This window comes from Amycolatopsis sp. NPDC049868, assembly GCF_044461365.1.
Lineage (GTDB): Bacteria > Actinomycetota > Actinomycetes > Mycobacteriales > Pseudonocardiaceae > Amycolatopsis.
Map to the genome: position 1 here is coordinate 22,683 of NZ_JBITKV010000009.1, position 16,634 is coordinate 39,316.

Annotated in this window: 14 protein-coding genes; 6 read left to right on the forward strand and 8 right to left on the reverse strand. The window is 69.8% G+C overall.

Annotated elements, in window-relative coordinates; translation table 11 throughout:
* Window positions 1-4: 4 nt before the first annotated feature.
* Window positions 5-1,201 (reverse strand): lipopolysaccharide biosynthesis protein, encoded by a 1,197-nt coding sequence (locus ACIBTM_RS31055; RefSeq protein ID WP_395880705.1) that lies wholly within the window; start codon window positions 1,199-1,201, stop codon window positions 5-7.
* Window positions 1,202-1,269: 68 nt separating this feature from the next.
* Between ACIBTM_RS31055 and ACIBTM_RS31060 the strand changes: the two genes are divergently transcribed.
* Both ACIBTM_RS31060 and ACIBTM_RS31065 read left to right on the forward strand, forming a co-directional pair.
* Window positions 1,270-2,961, forward strand: a complete 1,692-nt coding sequence (locus ACIBTM_RS31060; protein ID WP_395880706.1) for a hypothetical protein — start codon at window positions 1,270-1,272, stop codon at window positions 2,959-2,961.
* 3 nt (window positions 2,962-2,964) lie between these two features.
* The gene (locus ACIBTM_RS31065; RefSeq protein ID WP_037348252.1) at window positions 2,965-3,144 is read left to right on the forward strand and encodes a hypothetical protein; all 180 of its coding nucleotides are present in this window, start codon (window positions 2,965-2,967) and stop codon (window positions 3,142-3,144) included.
* Between the two features lie 925 nt (window positions 3,145-4,069).
* On the opposite strand, the gene ACIBTM_RS31070 is transcribed toward ACIBTM_RS31065, so the two are convergent.
* Window positions 4,070-5,302 carry a glycosyltransferase family 4 protein gene (locus ACIBTM_RS31070; protein WP_395880988.1) on the reverse strand — a complete coding sequence of 411 codons (1,233 nt, stop codon included), beginning with the start codon at window positions 5,300-5,302 and terminating at the stop codon, window positions 4,070-4,072.
* Between the two features lie 163 nt (window positions 5,303-5,465).
* Here ACIBTM_RS31070 and ACIBTM_RS31075 point away from each other — a divergent pair, with 163 nt between their 5' ends.
* Window positions 5,466-6,161 (forward strand): methyltransferase domain-containing protein, encoded by a 696-nt coding sequence (locus tag ACIBTM_RS31075; protein ID WP_395880989.1) that lies wholly within the window; start codon window positions 5,466-5,468, stop codon window positions 6,159-6,161.
* On the opposite strand, the gene ACIBTM_RS31080 is transcribed toward ACIBTM_RS31075, so the two are convergent.
* Window positions 6,158-7,192, reverse strand: a complete 1,035-nt coding sequence (locus ACIBTM_RS31080; protein WP_395880707.1) for a DUF3068 domain-containing protein — start codon at window positions 7,190-7,192, stop codon at window positions 6,158-6,160. The genes ACIBTM_RS31075 and ACIBTM_RS31080 overlap by 4 nt on opposite strands.
* Window positions 7,193-7,429: 237 nt before the next feature.
* Between ACIBTM_RS31080 and ACIBTM_RS31085 the strand changes: the two genes are divergently transcribed.
* Entirely contained in the window at window positions 7,430-7,813 is a 384-nt protein-coding gene (locus ACIBTM_RS31085) for a hypothetical protein (protein WP_395880708.1), read from the forward strand.
* On the opposite strand, the gene ACIBTM_RS31090 is transcribed toward ACIBTM_RS31085, so the two are convergent.
* From ACIBTM_RS31090 to ACIBTM_RS31105, 4 genes are all read right to left on the reverse strand, one after another.
* The gene (locus ACIBTM_RS31090) at window positions 7,810-8,982 is read right to left on the reverse strand and encodes a PucR family transcriptional regulator (RefSeq protein WP_395880709.1); all 1,173 of its coding nucleotides are present in this window, start codon (window positions 8,980-8,982) and stop codon (window positions 7,810-7,812) included. The genes ACIBTM_RS31085 and ACIBTM_RS31090 overlap by 4 nt on opposite strands.
* A gap of 171 nt (window positions 8,983-9,153) precedes the next feature.
* Window positions 9,154-9,924 (reverse strand): SH3 domain-containing protein, encoded by a 771-nt coding sequence (locus ACIBTM_RS31095; protein WP_395880710.1) that lies wholly within the window; start codon window positions 9,922-9,924, stop codon window positions 9,154-9,156.
* A 95-nt stretch (window positions 9,925-10,019) separates the two neighbouring features.
* Window positions 10,020-10,709 carry a sigma-70 family RNA polymerase sigma factor gene (locus ACIBTM_RS31100; RefSeq protein WP_395880711.1) on the reverse strand — a complete coding sequence of 230 codons (690 nt, stop codon included), beginning with the start codon at window positions 10,707-10,709 and terminating at the stop codon, window positions 10,020-10,022.
* Between the two features lie 147 nt (window positions 10,710-10,856).
* On the reverse strand, window positions 10,857-11,351 hold the full coding sequence (locus ACIBTM_RS31105; RefSeq protein WP_395880712.1) for a hypothetical protein: 495 nt from the start codon (window positions 11,349-11,351) through the stop codon (window positions 10,857-10,859).
* A gap of 156 nt (window positions 11,352-11,507) precedes the next feature.
* On the opposite strand from ACIBTM_RS31105, the gene ACIBTM_RS31110 reads away from it, so the two are divergent.
* Window positions 11,508-12,569: a hypothetical protein gene (locus ACIBTM_RS31110; protein WP_395880713.1), complete on the forward strand. Its 1,062-nt coding sequence runs from the start codon at window positions 11,508-11,510 to the stop codon at window positions 12,567-12,569.
* Here ACIBTM_RS31110 and ACIBTM_RS31115 read toward each other — a convergent pair.
* The gene (locus tag ACIBTM_RS31115) at window positions 12,566-13,435 is read right to left on the reverse strand and encodes an alpha/beta fold hydrolase (RefSeq protein WP_395880714.1); all 870 of its coding nucleotides are present in this window, start codon (window positions 13,433-13,435) and stop codon (window positions 12,566-12,568) included. The genes ACIBTM_RS31110 and ACIBTM_RS31115 overlap by 4 nt on opposite strands.
* 117 nt (window positions 13,436-13,552) lie before the next feature.
* Here ACIBTM_RS31115 and ACIBTM_RS31120 point away from each other — a divergent pair, with 117 nt between their 5' ends.
* Window positions 13,553-16,633 (forward strand): BTAD domain-containing putative transcriptional regulator, encoded by a 3,081-nt coding sequence (locus ACIBTM_RS31120; RefSeq protein ID WP_395880715.1) that lies wholly within the window; start codon window positions 13,553-13,555, stop codon window positions 16,631-16,633.
* Window position 16,634 lies beyond the last annotated feature (1 nt).

The window sequence follows — 16,634 nt, forward strand, 5'->3', positions numbered from 1 at the left end:
CGAGTCACCGCCGCGACCGCAACTCCAACACCGCACCCGACAACGCCAAACCCCCTGCACAGCAAGCGGCGACGGTCACCACCTGCGTGGCCGACGAGTGCAGCCAGGTGGTCACCAGCACCGTCTCCACGACGACGGTCGTCCACATCAGCACGGTCACCCGCCGGTCGCCGGCGGCGAGGCGCGAGAACAGCAGGATCTGCACGAGCGCGAGCATCGAACCGGCGAGGGCGAACGGCCAGACCGGCATGGTGCTGGCGGCGTAGCCGGAGCCGCCGATGAACGAGAGAAGGCGGGGGCCGACGACCAGGGAGACAAGGAGGACGAAGGCGTCGAGGGCGGCGCAGACGGCCAGGGCGGCGGGCAGGATGCGTCGCCGGTCGTCGCTGTTCGCGAAGCGGGGCAGCACCAGGACACCGACGGCTTGGGGGAGCCAGTAGGCGATCTTCGTGACGATCGCGCCGAGCGCGTATTCGCCGGCCTCGGCCGCGGGGAGGGTGTGGCGCGCCAGCACGAGGTCGAGGTTCACCAGCAGGACCAGCGCCAGCATCGCCTGCGCCGCGTGCAGGACTTCGCCCGCGTGCCAGCCCGTCTTGCGTGGCCGCGGCCGTCCACAGAGGATCCAGCCGCAGAAGATCACCAGGTACGAGCCGATCGCGGTTCCGGCAAGGGCGCCGGTGGCGTCGCCGCCGATCAGCAGTCCGATCAGCGAGCCGCCGACCTTCCCGGCGCCTTCGAGCGACATGAGCCCGGCCAAGAGCGCGAAGCGGCCACTGCCCTGCAGCAGGCCGTGGAAGAGGCCGAGCAGGGTGAGCGGCCCGAGCGTGACGGCGAGCAGCAGCGCGGGTACCACGGAATCCAGATGCAGTACGAAGACCAGCACCGGCGCCAGGATCAGGCCGATCGTCGCGACGATGGCGCTCGTCGTGAGGCCCAGCGCGAGCAGCGTCCCGCTGTCCTGCGGTTTGCGGGCCACTCGCAGCGCGACCACGGTCTGCAGGCCCATCGCCGGCACGACGCCGATCACCAGCACCGCCAGCAGGGAACTCAGCTCACCGAACGCGCTCGGCGCGAGCAGCCGGGCGGCGATGATGCTCAGCACGTAGGCGCCGGCGTTGTTGGCCGCCAGCGCGAGCGAAACGAGGATCGCCGCGACACGCTTGTCGGTCCTGGTCTGTTCGACCTCGACGTCTACGCTCAACGGAGCTCCCATTACCGGCGAGTAATCTCGCGACCATAACCGCGATCGAGGCGGAAAGGGAAGAGCAGTTGGACGCACGGCGCGAACGTCTCGTACTGGCCGCGGTGTCGGCCGGGTTGGCGGCGCTGGTGTTCCTGCCGGTACTCGGACGCGGCTTCGTCTTGAGCTACGACATGGTGTTCGCCCAGCGTCAGTCGCTGATCCCGGACGCGCTCGGACTCGGGTCCGCGCTACCGCGATCGGTTCCCGCCGATGCCGTGATCGCGCTCGCGACCGCAGTCGTTCCGGGCGATATCGTCCAGAAAATCATTCTGCTGCTTTCGCTGTTCGTGGCGGCATACGGCGCAGCGCGGCTGGTCCCGACGGAGCAACTCGGTACGCGCATCGTCGCCGCCACCGGGTACGCGTGGACGGCCTATTTCGCGGAGCGGTTGTTCATCGGGCATTGGCCGCTCCTGCTCACCTACGCCTGCCTCCCGTGGATCGTGCGCGCCGCGCTTTCCCTGCGCCGGAACGAACCGAGGGCGCTCGCGCGGCTCGTGCTCGCCTGCGCCCCCGCGATGCTCACCCCGCCCGGCGGAGTGCTGGCCGCGCTCACCGCGATCGCGCTGGCCGGGCCACGAAAACTCGGCCACACCCTCGGGCTCGCCGTCGTGCTCAACCTGCCTTGGCTCGTCCCTACCTTCCTGCACGGCGGCGGCACGCTGTCCGATCCCGCCGGGGTGGCCGCGTTCAGCGCCCGTGCGGAAAGCTGGGGTCCGGCCATCCTCAGCGTGCTCGGGCTCGGCGGGATCTGGAACGGCGACGTCGTCCCCGGCAGCCGGGGCGCGCCGATGGCGCCGGTGCTGATCCTCGTCACGGTCGCCGTGGCCTTGGCCGGGCTCCGTCCGCTGGCTCGAAAGTGGGGTACACCGCCGGCGAGAGCGTTGCTGTCGCTGGGTGTTCTCGGTGTCGTACTCGCCGCGCTCGCGACCCTGTCGTTCGGCGAGCCCGTGCTGTCCTGGGCGATGGGGCACGTGCCCGGCGCGGGACTCCTGCGGGACGCGCAGAAATGGGTGGCCTGGTGGGCGCTTCCGGTCGCGCTCGGGTTCGCGCTCGCGGTCGAGGCCGCCGCCACGCGCCTGCGGACGGGGGCGGCGCGTGGGGCGCTCGTCGCGGCCGCCGCGCTCTTTCCCTTGCTCACCATGCCCGATCTCGCCTGGGGTGGCTGGGGAAGGCTCGAAGCGGTGCGCTATCCGGACGACTGGAACGCCGTCCACCGGCTGCTCGCCGACGACGACCGGCCCGGCGACGTCGTCGCGCTGCCGCTGTCCACGTTCCGGAGTTTCGGCTGGAACGACCACCGGACCCAGCTGGACCCGGCGCCGCGGGCGCTGCCCGAGACCGTGCTCACCGACGACATACTGCGTGTCGGCGGCGAGGAGATCGCGGGCGAGGATTCCAGAATGGACCGTGTCCGTGCCGCGAAGTCACCGGAAGACCTGTCGGCGGCGGGAATCGGCTGGATCCTGGTCGAACACGGGACGCCGGGGCGGGTCGATCCGCGGTTGCTGACCGGCGCGGAACCGGTGTGGTCCGGTGACTGGCTCACGCTCTATCGCACTCCCGGTGAGCCCGCCGTGACCGGGACGCGATCACCGGTCCTTGTGGTGCTGGCAAACGGAGTAGCGCTGGTGTCGATCGCGGCCGCACTGTTGTGCCTCAAGTTACCGGTGCGTACATTGAGCCGACGCAGGAATTCCCTGTCGCGGAAGGAGTAGGTCTTGGGCACCCTCATCGGCGCGGCCGCAGCCGTCATCATCGGGCTCGCAACGGCCGCAGGGGGGAGTTACGCGCTGACGAACTCCGCCGATCCTGACGCCGCACCCCAGGTGCAGGCGAAGATCAAGGAGCAGTTCAACCCGAACTCGAGCCCCGAGCACGTCATTTACGGCAACCGCTGAGCCGGTGTCCGAGCTCGCTTCCGACCACGCCGGCCGGGTCGTCGGGCTCTACGGCGACCCCACCGTTTCCTGGAGCATCCTTCTGGAAGCGAGGCTGTCTTCGGCTCTGACGCCGGAAAAGGCACGGATGCGGCTGGCGGTCGCGGTCGGGGAACGGCCGTGGCTGGGCGCCGCTCCGGACGTCGAAGCCGTTCCCGGCGAAGAACTTCCGGCGGTCCGCGATCGGTTCGCCGAGGCGGCGTACGAACGCGGCGCCCCCTTGCTCCGGGTCGCGGTCGGCGTCGACGAACCTTTCGTGCTGATCGCCGCGCACCACGGCGCGCTCGACGGCCTCGGCCTCCTCGCCGTTCTCGGGCTGGCCCTCGACATCCCGATTTCGTCCGCCGCCAAGGGAATCGGCGCCCGCACGGCGGACCGGTCCTTTCTCCTGTCCGCCTTCCACAGGCTCGCTGAAGCGCTTTTCGCGCCTCCGGCGAGAATCACCCCGGAGCGGGCCGAAAGCGGCCCTGGGGACGTGTTCAGCGCCAGGATTCTCCCGCGCTCGCGGTTCGGGTCCTCCGCCTTCGCGGCGGCCGCCGCGGACCTGACCGAGACGTGGAACGCCCGGCATGGCGAGGAAACCGCACGGGTGGTGGCCGCGGTCGGTGCCTCGTGGCGGGGCGGAGCCGCCCCGGAACCCCGGCACGACAGCGCGTTCTTCCGGTTGAGGCTCGGCAAGAGGCCCGCGGTCGCCGAAGTCGGCGCGCTGCTGGCCACGCAGCCGCCGGAGCCGGATTTCCCCGCTCGCAGCAGCAGGATCGCCCGGCTGGGCACCCGGCTGCTGGCGGGCAGGCTCGGTTCGACCTATCTGGTCTCCAATCTCGGCGTCGTTTCGGCGGCGGACGCGGTCACCTCGATCGCGTTCTATCCCGCCGCCAGCGGCCGCTCAGGCGTGGCGTTCGGCGCGGTGACCGTCGGCGAGACGAGCACCGTCACCGTGCGCGCACGCCGCAAGGACTTCGACGACGCCGCCACGGCCGACCTGGCCGACGGAATCGTGGAAGCCCTGCGGCGTCAGGACCCGAGGGTGGGGGATGGCCACCCCGGCCACGTCGCGCACGAGTGATTCGAAGCGGTTCACGCTGTGCTCCCAGTCGAACAGACCGGCCCAGGTGGCGCCGGCCCGGCCCATTTCGGTCCGCCGTACCCGGTCCGCGAGCAGCCCGTCGACCTGCGCGGTGAAATCGGCGAAGTCGTCGGCCAGCAGCCCGGTCTTGCCCTCCACAATGGACTCGGCCACCCCGCCTGCCGACCGGTAGGCCACCGACGGCACGCCGTGCGCGGCCGCTTCCATGATGACGATGCCCCAGCCCTCCTTGACCGACGGGCACAGGTGCAGCCAGGAGCGTTCCAGGATCTCGTGTTTCTCGTCCTCGTCCACCCACCCGTGCAGCCGCACACGGTCTTCGACGCCCCTGCCGCGGGCGTGCTTGCGCAAGACCTCTTCCCACGGGCCCTGGCCCACGACCTCAAGCCGCAGCGTCGGCCAGCGCCGGGACAGTTCCGCGACGACGTCGATCGCGTGCTCGATCCGCTTGTGCGGCACCAGCCTGCTGACCGCCACCAGCGTCGGTTCGGTCTCCCGGACGGCCTTGCCGCGCGGGGGAGTGTCCAACCCGTTGGGTACCACGGTGATCCGCGAGCCCTCGATGCCGAGGCCCGCCAGTTCGCCTTTGGTGATCTCGGAAACCGTGACATAGCGACAGTGCCGGAACAGCCACGGCGCCAGCCGCGACTCGATCCACCAGCCGACGCGGCCGATCGTCTCCCCGAGCGCGCTGATCCACTGCTCCTTGTGGACATGGTGCACCAGCACGAGAACCGGGCAGCCCGCGACGAGCCTGGCGAAGAACGGCATCCCGTTCTGGACGTCGACGACGAGGTCGGCGTGCGCTTTCCGGATCGCCCGGAGCGCGTGGAGGTAGACGCCGAACTTGTTGCCACGGCGGCGATAGCGGACGCCGTCGCGCCATTCCCCCGCGTTCGCGCCCGGGTACGCCGCGCACTGGATCTCCACCCGGTATCCGGCCTTGGCGAGCCCCTCGGCCATCCGCTCGACGTACCGCTCGGAGCCGCCGCCCTCCGGATGCCCGGTGTCGCGCCAGTTGACGAGCAGCACACGTGGCCTTTCCATCGTGGTTCTCCCAACCTGTTAGCGACAATGCTAGGTTACCGGTGCGTACACGGTAGATGAATCATTCTCGGAAAGCGATGGTTCGATGGTCGGTAATCGGTCGGTGACCCCAGCAACGATGCCTCATCGCGCCACCTTGCGCAGATCGGTGACGTTGTTCCGGGCTTTTCTCACCGAACAGACGGATCCGGACGGTTTCTACTCGGTGCTCGCCGAGGACTCGGTCCGGCAATTGGCGCAGCACACTCCGTTGAACGGCCGAACCATCGTCGATGTCGGGGGCGGGCCTGGTTATTTCTCCGACGCGTTCCGCGCCGCCGGCGCCACGTATCTCGGCATAGATCCCGATGTCGGCGAGCTGACGGCGCGGGGCGAGGCCGGGGAGAACATGGTGCGCGGCAGCGGGACGAAACTGCCCGTGCGCACCGCGTCCGTCGACGTCTGCTATTCGTCGAACGTCCTCGAACACGTTTCCGAACCCGAGGTCATGCTGGCCGAGATGTGCCGGGTGACGAAACCCGGCGGAACGGTTTTCGCCTCGTTCACGCCGTGGTATTCGCCTTGGGGCGGGCACGAGACGGCGCCGTGGCATTTCCTCGGTGGGCACTACGCCCGGCGGCGTTATGCCGAAAAGAACGGAAGGGAGCCGAAGAACAAATTCGGCGAGAGCCTTTTCGCCTTTTCGGCCGGTGCGGCCATCCGGTGGGGGAAGGCCGCACCGCTCGCCGATCTCCGAGCGGTCTATCCGCGCTACCACCCTTCCTGGGCCCAATGGATCGCGTATGTCCCGGGTGTCCGGGAGTTCGCGTCGTGGAATCTGGTGATGGTGCTGCGAAAGCGTTAGTGGCGCGAAGGGGTGGGGCGGCGCTTCACCAGCAGGAAGACTCCGAGAGCGAGGAAGGCCGCGCCGGCGATCCCGAGCACGATCGGCCCGGTGCTCCCGATGAAGTCCAGCTTGCCCTTGTTCTCGTCGACCTGCTTGACCATCGCGTCGACGGTCGCGTCGGTGAAGGCCAGCTTGCCGTCGAAGACCACCGTGGGGGTGGGGTTGGCGGCCGACCGCAGTTCCTGGTGCGACTGCTGTTCCTGCTTGACCTGGATGCCCGTCACCGGCTCGATCCAGCTCGTGATGGTGCCCCGGTAGAACTGCCCCGCTTCGACGGAATCGCCGGTGGCTCCGATCAGGGAGCCCGGCACCTTCTTCGTCGAGATCTTCGTGTCGGGGATCTCCTGGACGAACTTGTAGACCTCGACCCCCTTGATGTCTTCGACGCCCTTGAACCGGGCCTGGACGGCGCGGCCGGTGTTGTCGTCGTAGACCTGGTAGTCCTTCTGCTCGGTGCTGAAGGGGAACTTGAAGTTCAGGCCGGGCTGCGGCTTGTACTCCTGGATCTCCTCGGGCTTTTCGTTCTCCTTCTCGGCCTTCTCCTTGAGCTTGGTGACGAAGCTGCTGTTGGCCGAGCACTTCGCCTCCTGGTCGCCGCCCGGCGGCACGTACCCTTCCGCGGTGCGGCGGTCGAAGCAGACCTGGCGTTTGCTCGCGCTGACCACGGTCTGGTCGGCGGTGTCGACGACCGAGACGGCCATCAGCCACACGGCGACGTCCGTGCCCTCCCGCATCTCCGGCGGGGAGAAGTTCGCCACCACGTGGGCGGTCGCCTTCAGCTTGGCGTCGTCACGGATCTCCGTGACGGTCTTGCCGTCCACCTTCTTCACCGCGAGCACCTTCGACGCGGTGCCTTCGAGGACCGACGTCGATTCCTGGTTCAGTGGCACCTTGGCGAGTTCGGGCTTCACGTAGGTCGGCAGCAACACCGCGCCGGCGACGGAGAACACCCCTAGGGCCAAGAAGATCAGGCTCAACGCTCGACGCAACGGTCCTCCTGGTGAAACCACGGAAACATGCTCATTACCCATCGGTAATCAGTCGCCAGATACTGGCCCGCCCGCCGGTCCGCGTCAAAGGTGTGACCGGCGGTCACAGTCACGCGCTGCGACCGGAAGGCGGTACCGGCGCCGCCATTCGGCGCAGTCAGCCAAACATGTTTGTTCCCCGGAACAACGTGATGGGGACCACCATCGGACGACTTCCGGTGCGTGGAAAGGAACTCTGTGCCGCAGGACCCGAACGATCGCCGCGCGCTGGACATCGGCGCCTACTCGGATTCCATCACCGACGTCGAGCTCCGCGACGCCGTCGCCGACGTCGCCGCGCTGCTTTCGTTGCACGGCAACGTGATCCGTGATCTCGATGCCAGGAGATCACGGTGGCGTCCCGGGCGGCGCTCCCCGCATCCCGATATCGTCCTGTCCGCGGCCGGGCGTCGTCCACAGTGGACAAGGTCCGCGAATCCGGAGGTCACCCTCCCGGTCGCCACGACCGCGCGCGGCCGTACCCTCGCGGTGCGGCTCACCGCGCGGCCCGGTCTCGGGCACACGCTGCTGGACCTCGCGAGGATCATCGACGCCGACATGGCGCCGGAAAGAAAGGTCTAGGGTTCCGTCAGCCGGACCGCTTCCAGTGCGACGTAGAGTTCGCCGACGTCGACCGGGTCGGACAGGTCGCGCCGGGTCAGTTCCTGCACGCGGCGCAGCCGGTAGCGGACCGTGTTCGGGTGGACGATCAGCCGGTCCGCGGCCTCCTTGGCCGAGCCGTGCCCGGCGAACCAGGCGATCAGGGTGTCGAGCAGGACCTGCCGTTCTGCCTTGGGCAGCACCAGCAGCCCGGTCAGCACCGAACGCAGCACGTCCCGTGACATCTCCGGCGCGCTCGCGACCAGCGTGGTGACCGGGGAGTCGCCGAACACGGCGACACCGGCGGCGCCGGTGGCCAGCGAGCGGCGGGCGATCCTGGCCCGGTGGACCGCGTCCGGTACTTCGAGGAATCCGTTGAACGGCCTGCTCATCCCTGCCGCCAGCGGCAGGGTGCCGAGCAGGTCACGCAGCCGCCGGACGTCCTCGACGCGGTCGATCACCACGAGCCCGACCTCGGCGCCCGGCCGCCAGGCCGATTTCCAGCGCCGCGCCCGCAGTAGCGCCTCGACGCCAGGCTGTTCCTCCGGCTCGACGGCTTCGGTCACGACGGCGACGAACGTGCCGGCGGCCGGGAGGTCGAGTTCCTTCGCGGCGTTCTCGAGCTCCGGCTGGCCGGCGAACCGGCCCTGCAGCAGACCGTCGAGCAGGGCGAGCTTCTCCTGGGAGAGTTCGGCGGCGACCTCGCTGTACGCGGTGGTCAGCGCGTCGGAGTAGAGATCGATGGTCTTCCATACGTTGGAATTGATCTCCACCGTGCGCGCCGGGTTGATGAAGCCGGGGCCCGCCAGTTCCAGCAGACGCTCGTAGACGAAGATCCCGCCGATCCGGAACGCGCGGAGCACGGACGGCAACGGGATACCCTGCCTGGCCTGGGCCAGTCCGGTCTTGCGGGCCGCGTCGAGCGGCAGCCCCCGTCCCTCGACGAGCGCCGTCAGCGCCCGTTCGAGATTCGCCCGGCAGACCTTGCGCAACTCGTCCGGTGCGGTGCTGTCCACCTGGTGATAGAACTCGTCCTCGTCGCTGAGCAGCTGGGCGAGGCGATCACTGAACTCGGGCAGCCGGGTGAGCATCGCCTGCATGAGCACACGCTGCTCCCGGGGTGCGGGAGTAGCGAGAGCTTCGGTGCCCATCCGCCAACTCTAACCCGACGAAGCGGCCACTTTTTATCACGATGCGACGAAAGGGCGGTTTCACGAGCTGAGCGTGGTTGACAACCTGCGCAGCGTGCTCCTGGCGGGCGGAGGAAACGCTGCCGGACGAGGACCCCTTCGTCCGGCAGCGTTTCGAGGCCACTCGGTCGGTCAGTGGTTGATCTTGAACCACGGCTGCGACCAGCCGAGGTAGGTGTAGTTCCACGCGTTCTTGATCTCCGAGATGGTGGTCTCGGTGAAGCTGCCGGGGCCGTGGATGTCGTTCGACAGGAACTTGCCGCCGCCGATCGAGATCATCGTGTGTCCCGTACCGCCGTTGCTGAAGAACGCGAGCCCGCCCGCGGGGACCTGGGTGTCACCGGGGTGCTTGTACGAACCCGGGATCTGGGTCCAGTGCACGTAGGCCGTTTCCGAACCGCTCGCGGACCAGCCGTAGGCCCACGAGTTGATCCGGTCGCACCAGCGGTAGTAGTCCGGGTCGTTGTTGGTGTGCACGTGTGCCTTCGCCCACGCGACGGCTTCGGCGCAGGTCCTCGGGTTGCCGGTGCCCGCGGTGGAGCAGGAGAGGGTGCTGCCGGCGCAGTCCGGGGCGACCCGGCCGTCCGAGCCGGTGTAGACGTAGGCGTCGCTGATGTAGCCGCCCTTCGACGGCACGTAGTCCCAGATGTCGGTGGTGCCGTACTTCCCGGTCACCGTCGTGCCGTTCGTCTGGCAGTCGATCGTGACGGCGGTGCCGCTCGCGACGGTGCCGACCGAACTCGCGCTGGTGCTCGGGCTCGACCGCACGGTCACCGCCGCCCCGGAGTCGGTGTTCACCGTGCCCGTCGCCGCGAGCGCCTCGCCCGCGCCGCCGAGCATGATCGCCCCGGCCAGCGCGATCGTGCCCACGGCGCCTCTGGCGATCCTCGATCGGATCTTCATCTGTGTCCTCCAGTGGTTTCCCCGAATAGGGAGCCAGGATGGAGGATCGTCGTACAAGCGCCGTACAAGAAGACGATCGTCCTAAGTGGACCTTTCTATACCGGGACGAGCTCCGGTTCGGGAACCTGTCCGATGATCGGGACATCACTCGCATAACGGGCGTTCCGCTCGGTGAGCAGGACCCGCAACCGGGCGAGCGCGCGGAACTGCGCCGCGCGGACCGCTCCCGCGCTCGGCAGGCCGAGCCGTTCCGCCGTCTCCTCGGCCGAAAGCCCGAACACGAACCGCAACGCGAGCACCTGCCGGTGCGGCATCGGCAACCTCGCCAGCAGGACCCCGGCCTGCAACCGGTGCTCCAGCCGTTCGATATCGTCCGGATCGCGGCGTGCCCACGCCGTCAGCCCGTCGCCGACCTCCGGCACGGAGGCGACCGGTTCGCGGGAGCGGCGCCGGTGCAGGTCGGCCACCTTGTGCCCGGCGATCCCGAGGACGAACGCGAGGAACCGGTCCGGGCGGTACCGGTATCGGGGCAAGGCGATCAGCATCGCCTGCAGCACCTCCTGCGCGCAGTCCTGTGCGTCGCAGGCACCCGTTCCGGCGGTCCCGAGCCTGCTCGCGCAGTAGCGGAACACGTGCGGGGAAAGGAAACGGGTCAAGTCCCGGAGCGCGTCCGGGTCACCGGCCACGGCCGCCCGGACCAACCTGCTGTCCGGGTTGGGCAGCCGTCCCGCCGTGGCGGCGGCACGGGAGTCCGCGGGTACCGTCGAGGGCGCTACCTCGTCCAAGTCTGCACTCCTGGTTCGGGGGAACTGGCCACCAAGGTGCGCCCGTCATCGGGGGCCGGGACTTCGTGCGCGGTTGTCCAGCTTGCCGTTCCCTGCAGGGGATGTCCATACGACGGGCCGGAAGTCATCCGAACCGCGCAATGTCTACTATGGACTGTTACCTGACGATGCCTTGAGACAGGACAGCACCGGGGGATAGGCGGTGGTGTCGGTGCCGAGGAGATCGGCCGTCCAGACCAGGCAGTGCGCGAGCACCCGGATCCGCTGGTCGAGATCGGCGTTCTCACAGGCTTGCTCGATCTGGTCGGCGCAGGTTTCCCGGTCGTCGCGGACGCTGGCGCTGATGGCCCGGACGATCGCGGCCACTCCGGGGTCGAGGCGGTCGGGCCGGACCGTCATGCCCGCGTGATCCCGCAGGCGCAGGGTGAATGGTTCGCCGATCCGCAGCGAACGACGGCGATCCTTGGCCGCCAAGGAAAACGTGTCGACCAGTCGTCCGACGACGTCGTCGAGCGCCGGTCGTCGCCGGGTGGAGGTGGCAAGGGACACCAGTGCGGTGGCGAGCCGGTCGGCTTCACCCGATCTGGTGAGGGAAAGGAGATCGCGTGCGACGGTGTGCGCGCGTTCTGCGGTGGGTTTCATTTCGGACCCCTCATTCGGTGTGCCGCCTCCCGATACCCCGCAGGCCGCGCGCTAAACCCGGGGAGCCGCCGGATTGGCACGGGTGGCGGCCTGGGTTGCGCCGTTCGGCTCACTTCGCGAGTTCTGTAACGGCGGGCGACCGGAGGACGACGCCTGGTGCGACCGGTCGTCGGCGGGCGGAGGGCCATGCTGTCGAGTCTTCTCCCGGGGCTGCGGGAACTGCGGGCACCGCTGTCGGCCGGATACGTCTGGCTCCTCGGCCTCTGGCTCGCTTTCCGGCCCGCCCTGCCGGCGTCGGGGCAGGCTTCCGGCGTCTATCGGGACCTGCTGGAACTGGGATCCTGGGCGGGCAAGGCCGCTGTGTTCGCCGCCGCCACTTTCGCCGCCTATCTGCTCGGCACGATGTCACTGGCCGTCACGCACTGGCTGGACGCCGTCGTCACCCCGCTGTTCCGCCGGTCGAAACTCCGGAGCGTCGCCTGGCTGGAGCCCAAGTACCGCGGCAGGCGCCGGATCCTGCGCGCACTGCGGGACGCCGTGGTCAACAAGCTGTCGGACCGGTTCCTGGCGGACGAGGAGTTCCAGGAAAAGGTGCTGGCCCATGTACGCGGTCTTCAGGATTTCGCCCGCCGGGCCGGCCAAGAACCACCGGAGCTCATCGCGGCCGTCCGAGGTGGCGAACACCGGCGCCGGGCCATGGACGATTACCTCCATCGGTGGCATCTCCTCCGGACGGTGGTACGGCTCGACGTCTATGTCGAATCGGCCAAGGAGGATCTGGACTACGTCGGGCCGAGGTTGCTGGGGAAAGAGGACCAGCTCTACGGCGAATACGACCGGCAGAACGCCGAAGGATCGCTGCGCATCGGGCTCTTCCTGCCGCTCGCGTTCCTGGTCGCCGTTCTGGCCTGGCGAGTGAGCCCGTGGTGCCTGCCCGCCCTGCTCGTGCCCGTGAAGCTGCTCTATCTCGGCTCGTCGTCGTGGGCGGCCGCCGAGCGGAATCTCGCCGTGGCGCTCGCCGCGGAGCGGGTCGAAAGTCCGACGCTGGAACGGCTCAAGTCGGCCGAAGTGGAGTTCGTCCCCTTCGAAGAGCTGGTGGTGGGACGGGTTGTTCCCGGCTACTACGCCGGTTATCCGAACGCTCGGGCGCCGGTCGAGACGCAAGGACGCATCGCGACCGTCGCACCGAGCAAGTCCATGCCGAAGCCCAAGTTCTAACGCGTGAGCAGGTCGCGAAGCGCCTTCGCCACCTCCGACGGCGACTCCTCGGCCATGAAGTGCCCCGAAGTGACCGTCCGGTGGTCCAGATCCGTCGCCCACGCTTGCCAGAGCGCGACAGCGTCGTAGCCGAGCATGGCGCCCCAGTCCTGCTGAAGCACGGTGAGCGGCATGGTGAGGCGGTTGCCCGCCGCGCGGTCCGCCTTGTCGTGCTCGACGTCGATGCCCGCCGACGCGCGGTAGTCGGCGACGATCGAGGTCACCGCGTTCCGTGACGCTTCCAGGTACGCGGCACGGACGTCGGCGGGGATCGCGTCGCCGTTCCGCGTCCACGCGTCGAGGAAGTGACCGAAGAACGCGTCGGGCGCGGCGGCGATCAGCTGTTCGGGCAGTCCTGGCGGCTGAGCCATCAAGTAGAGATGGAAGCCGACCGCGGCGCCGGTGCCGTGCAGCACGTCCCACATGTCCAGCGTCGGCAGCACGTCGAGGATCGCGAGGTGGCTCACCTTGTCCGCGTGGTCGAGCCCCGCCCGCAGGGCCACCAGCGCGCCCCGGTCGTGCCCCGCGAGGGCGAACCGGTCGTGGCCGAAGGCCTTCGCGACGGCGACGACGTCGGCCGCCATCGACCGCTTCGAGTAGGTCTCGCCGGTGTCGGCGGGCTTGTCGCTTTCGCCGTATCCTCGCAGGTCAGGGCAGAGGACGGTGTGGTCGGCCGCCAGATCCGCCGCGACGTGCCGCCACATGAGATGGGTCTGGGGGAAGCCGTGCAGCAGCACGATCGGGCTGCCCGTCCCGGCGACGGCGACGTCGAGTGCCACGCCGTCCGCCACGGGCACACGCTGGTAGTCGAATCCGGTGATGCGCATGGGTACCTTCCTGGTCGTTCCGTGATGACCACAAGCGTTCCCGGCTTGAATCAGCACCCGGTCAGCGACGACCGAGCGGCCGGGGCACGATGATCACCGTCGGTGAAGGAGGTGACGATGCGGTTCGGGGTGCTCGGCCCGCTCGTGGCCGAGGACGCGCGCGGCGACGTCGGGCTCAAAGGCCCGCGACACCGCGCGGTGCTGGCCAGGCTGCTGATCGCCCGCGGCCGGGTCGTGCCGGTGGAACGCCTGGTCGACGACCTGTGGGAACGCCCGCCCGAGGGGGCGGTCGGTGCCGTCCAGACCTTCGTCGGTGCCTTGCGCCGCGCGCTGGAACCGGATCGCGCGCCACGTGAGCCCGCGCGGCTGCTCGTCACGGTCGCCCGCGGCTACGCACTGCGCGCGGATTCCGTCGACGCGTGGGACTTCGAGGCCGCCGTCGCCACGGTCCGTGAGCTCCTCGACGCTCGCCGGGCGGACGCGGCACTGTCGCAAGTGGACACCGCGCTTGCGCTGTGGCGAGGTCCCGCGTACGCCGAGTTCGCCGAGGAAGGCTGGGCGCTCGGCGAGGTGTCCAGGCTGACCGAACTCCGGTTGCTGGCGGGCGAACTCCGTGCCGAAGCCATGCTCGCGCTCGGCCGGGCCGCCGAGGTGATCCCCGAGCTGGAACCACATGTACGCGAGTATCCCTTGCGGGAAAACGGTTCCCGGCTGCTGGCACTGGCGCTTTACCGTTCCGGACGGCAAGGGGACGCCCTGGCGGTGTTGCGCACCACGCGTGACCGGCTCGCCGACGAGCTCGGCATCGACCCCGGCGCCGCCTTGCGGGAGCTGGAAGCCGACATCCTGGCGCAAGCGCCCCGGCTGGAGCCGTCCGTGCCCGGGATCCCCGAGCGGCCACTGATCGGGCGGGACGCGGAACTGGCCAGGCTCGAAGAAGCTTCGGCGGGGTCGCGGCTGGTGCTCGTGTCGGGCGAGGCGGGGGTGGGGAAGACCGCGCTCGCCGAGGCGTTCTCCGCCCGTCTCGCCGCGCGGGGCTGGACCACGGCCTGGGGGAGCAACCCCGACGACGAGGGCGCGCCGCCCGCCTACGCCTGGACCCGGATCCTCGCCGCCCTCGCCGATGCCGGGTACGGCGCGGCGCCGACCGCGGACCCGGCGACCGAGGATCCCCTGGCCGCGCGCTGGCGATGGCACCGGGCGGTCGCCTCCTATCTGTCCGGTGCCACCCCGTTGCTGCTCGTCCTCGACGACCTGCACTGGGCGGGCGAGGAGACGTTGGCGCTGCTGGCCTCGGTGCTGAGCGAGCCGGTGCTGATCGTCGCGACCTATCGCGGCATCGACCCGCCCGCGCGGTTGACGGATTTCCTCGGCCGGGCCGCTCGCCACGAGCCGGTGCGGATCTATCTTCGAGGCCTGCCCGAGACCGAGGTCGCCGCGCTGGTCAGAGCCACGACCGGGGAAGACGTCGAGCCGGAAACCGCGGCGGTGATCCATCGGCGCAGCGGCGGCAACGCGTTCTTCGTCCGTGAACTCGCCCGGCTGCTGGCCGAGGAGGGGCCCGCCGCCTTGGCCGCGGTGCCGCCGGGAGTCCGCGACGTCGTCCGGCACCGGGTGGACGCGTTACCGGACGAGGTCCGTGGTGTGGTGCGGCGCGCGGCGGTGATCGGTACGGACGTCGACCTGGACGTACTCGAAGCCCTGGTGGGGGAAACCGCGCTCGACGCGGTGGAGATCGCAGCCCGGCACGGAATCCTGGCCGAGCGGGCGCCGAAGGTGTTCCGGTTCGCGCACGCGCTCGTGCGGGACACGCTCTACCATGACCTCTCCCGTTCGCGGCGGGCCCGCGAGCACGGTGGGATCGCCGAGGCACTGGAACGTCTTCGCCCGGACGACGTCGACGCGCTGGCACACCATTTCCTGCTGTCGGGAGAGCACGGCGACCGTGCCGCACGGTACGCGCGGGCAGCCGCGGAACGGGCCGAAAGTCGTTTCGCTCCAACGGAAGCAGCCCGGCTCTGGGAGGCCGCGCTCGTCGCGTACGACCGATCCGGCGGCTCCGATCCGGAGACGAGGCTGGAGCTGATCATGGGCAAGGCACGTGCTTCGGCCGTCGCCGGTGGTCTCGGCCGGTCGCGGAGGCATCGGGCCGAAGCGTTGGAACTGGCGGAAAAACTGGACGATCCGCTGCTGACCGCGCGGATGATCGGCGCCTTCGACGTCCCCGCCATCTGGACCGAAAGCGACGACAGGGAACTCGCTTCCCGGATCGCGGGCGCCGTCGAGCGGACCCTCGCCGCGCTCCCCGGGGAACGGCGGGCCGAGCGGTGCCGTCTGCTGGCCACCCTCGCCGTCGAACTGCGCAACGCGGGCGGACGGCGGGCTCGCGAGGCGGCCAGGGATGCCGAGGCGCTCGCCCGCGGGCTGGACGATCCGGAGCTGCTCGCGTTCGCGCTCAACGCCCGGTTCCTGCAGTCCTTCGACCGCGCGGGGCTCGCCCCCGAGCGCGCGGCGATCGGCGCCGAACTGGTCGACCTCGCCACGCGGCACGGGCTGGTGACGTTCGAGGTGCTCGGACATCTTGTGCTCCTGCAGGCGAAGAGCGCGCTCGCGGATTTCGCGGCCGCGGACCGGCACGCCGCGGCCGCGGACGGGCTCGGCGAGAAGTACGGCCTTCCGCTCGTCGGCGTGTTCACCCGGTGGTATCGCGCGATGCGGACCGCGATGACCGGCCCAGGCGGGGAAGCGGCCTATCGTGCCGCGGCGGCGGGGCTCGCCGGAACGGCCATGTCCGGAGTGGACAACGGGATCCTCGCGCTCGCCCTGTTCTGCGACCGGGTCCAGCGAGGCTTGCCACCGGAAGCACTGGAAGAGAGCTACGGCGCCTACGAAAGCTGGTGCCGCCCGACGCTCCCGATCCCGGACTCGCCCCGGGATCTGCTGTTCGAGGCCCGCACCTGTCTGCACGCCGTGGTCGCGATCGAACTCGGCGACCGGTCGGCGATGGAACGGCTGTACGCGGAGCTTCTGCCCGCCGAGGACGAGATCGCCGGTGCCGGGAGCGGGATGCTCACCCTCCGCCCGGTCGCCCGCTACCTCGGTGACCTGGCCACGGCTCTCGGCCTGCCGGAAGCGGCCGAGCACTACCGGAAGGCACGGGCCATCGCGGTGAAGGCCGGTTCACCACATTGGGGTTAGC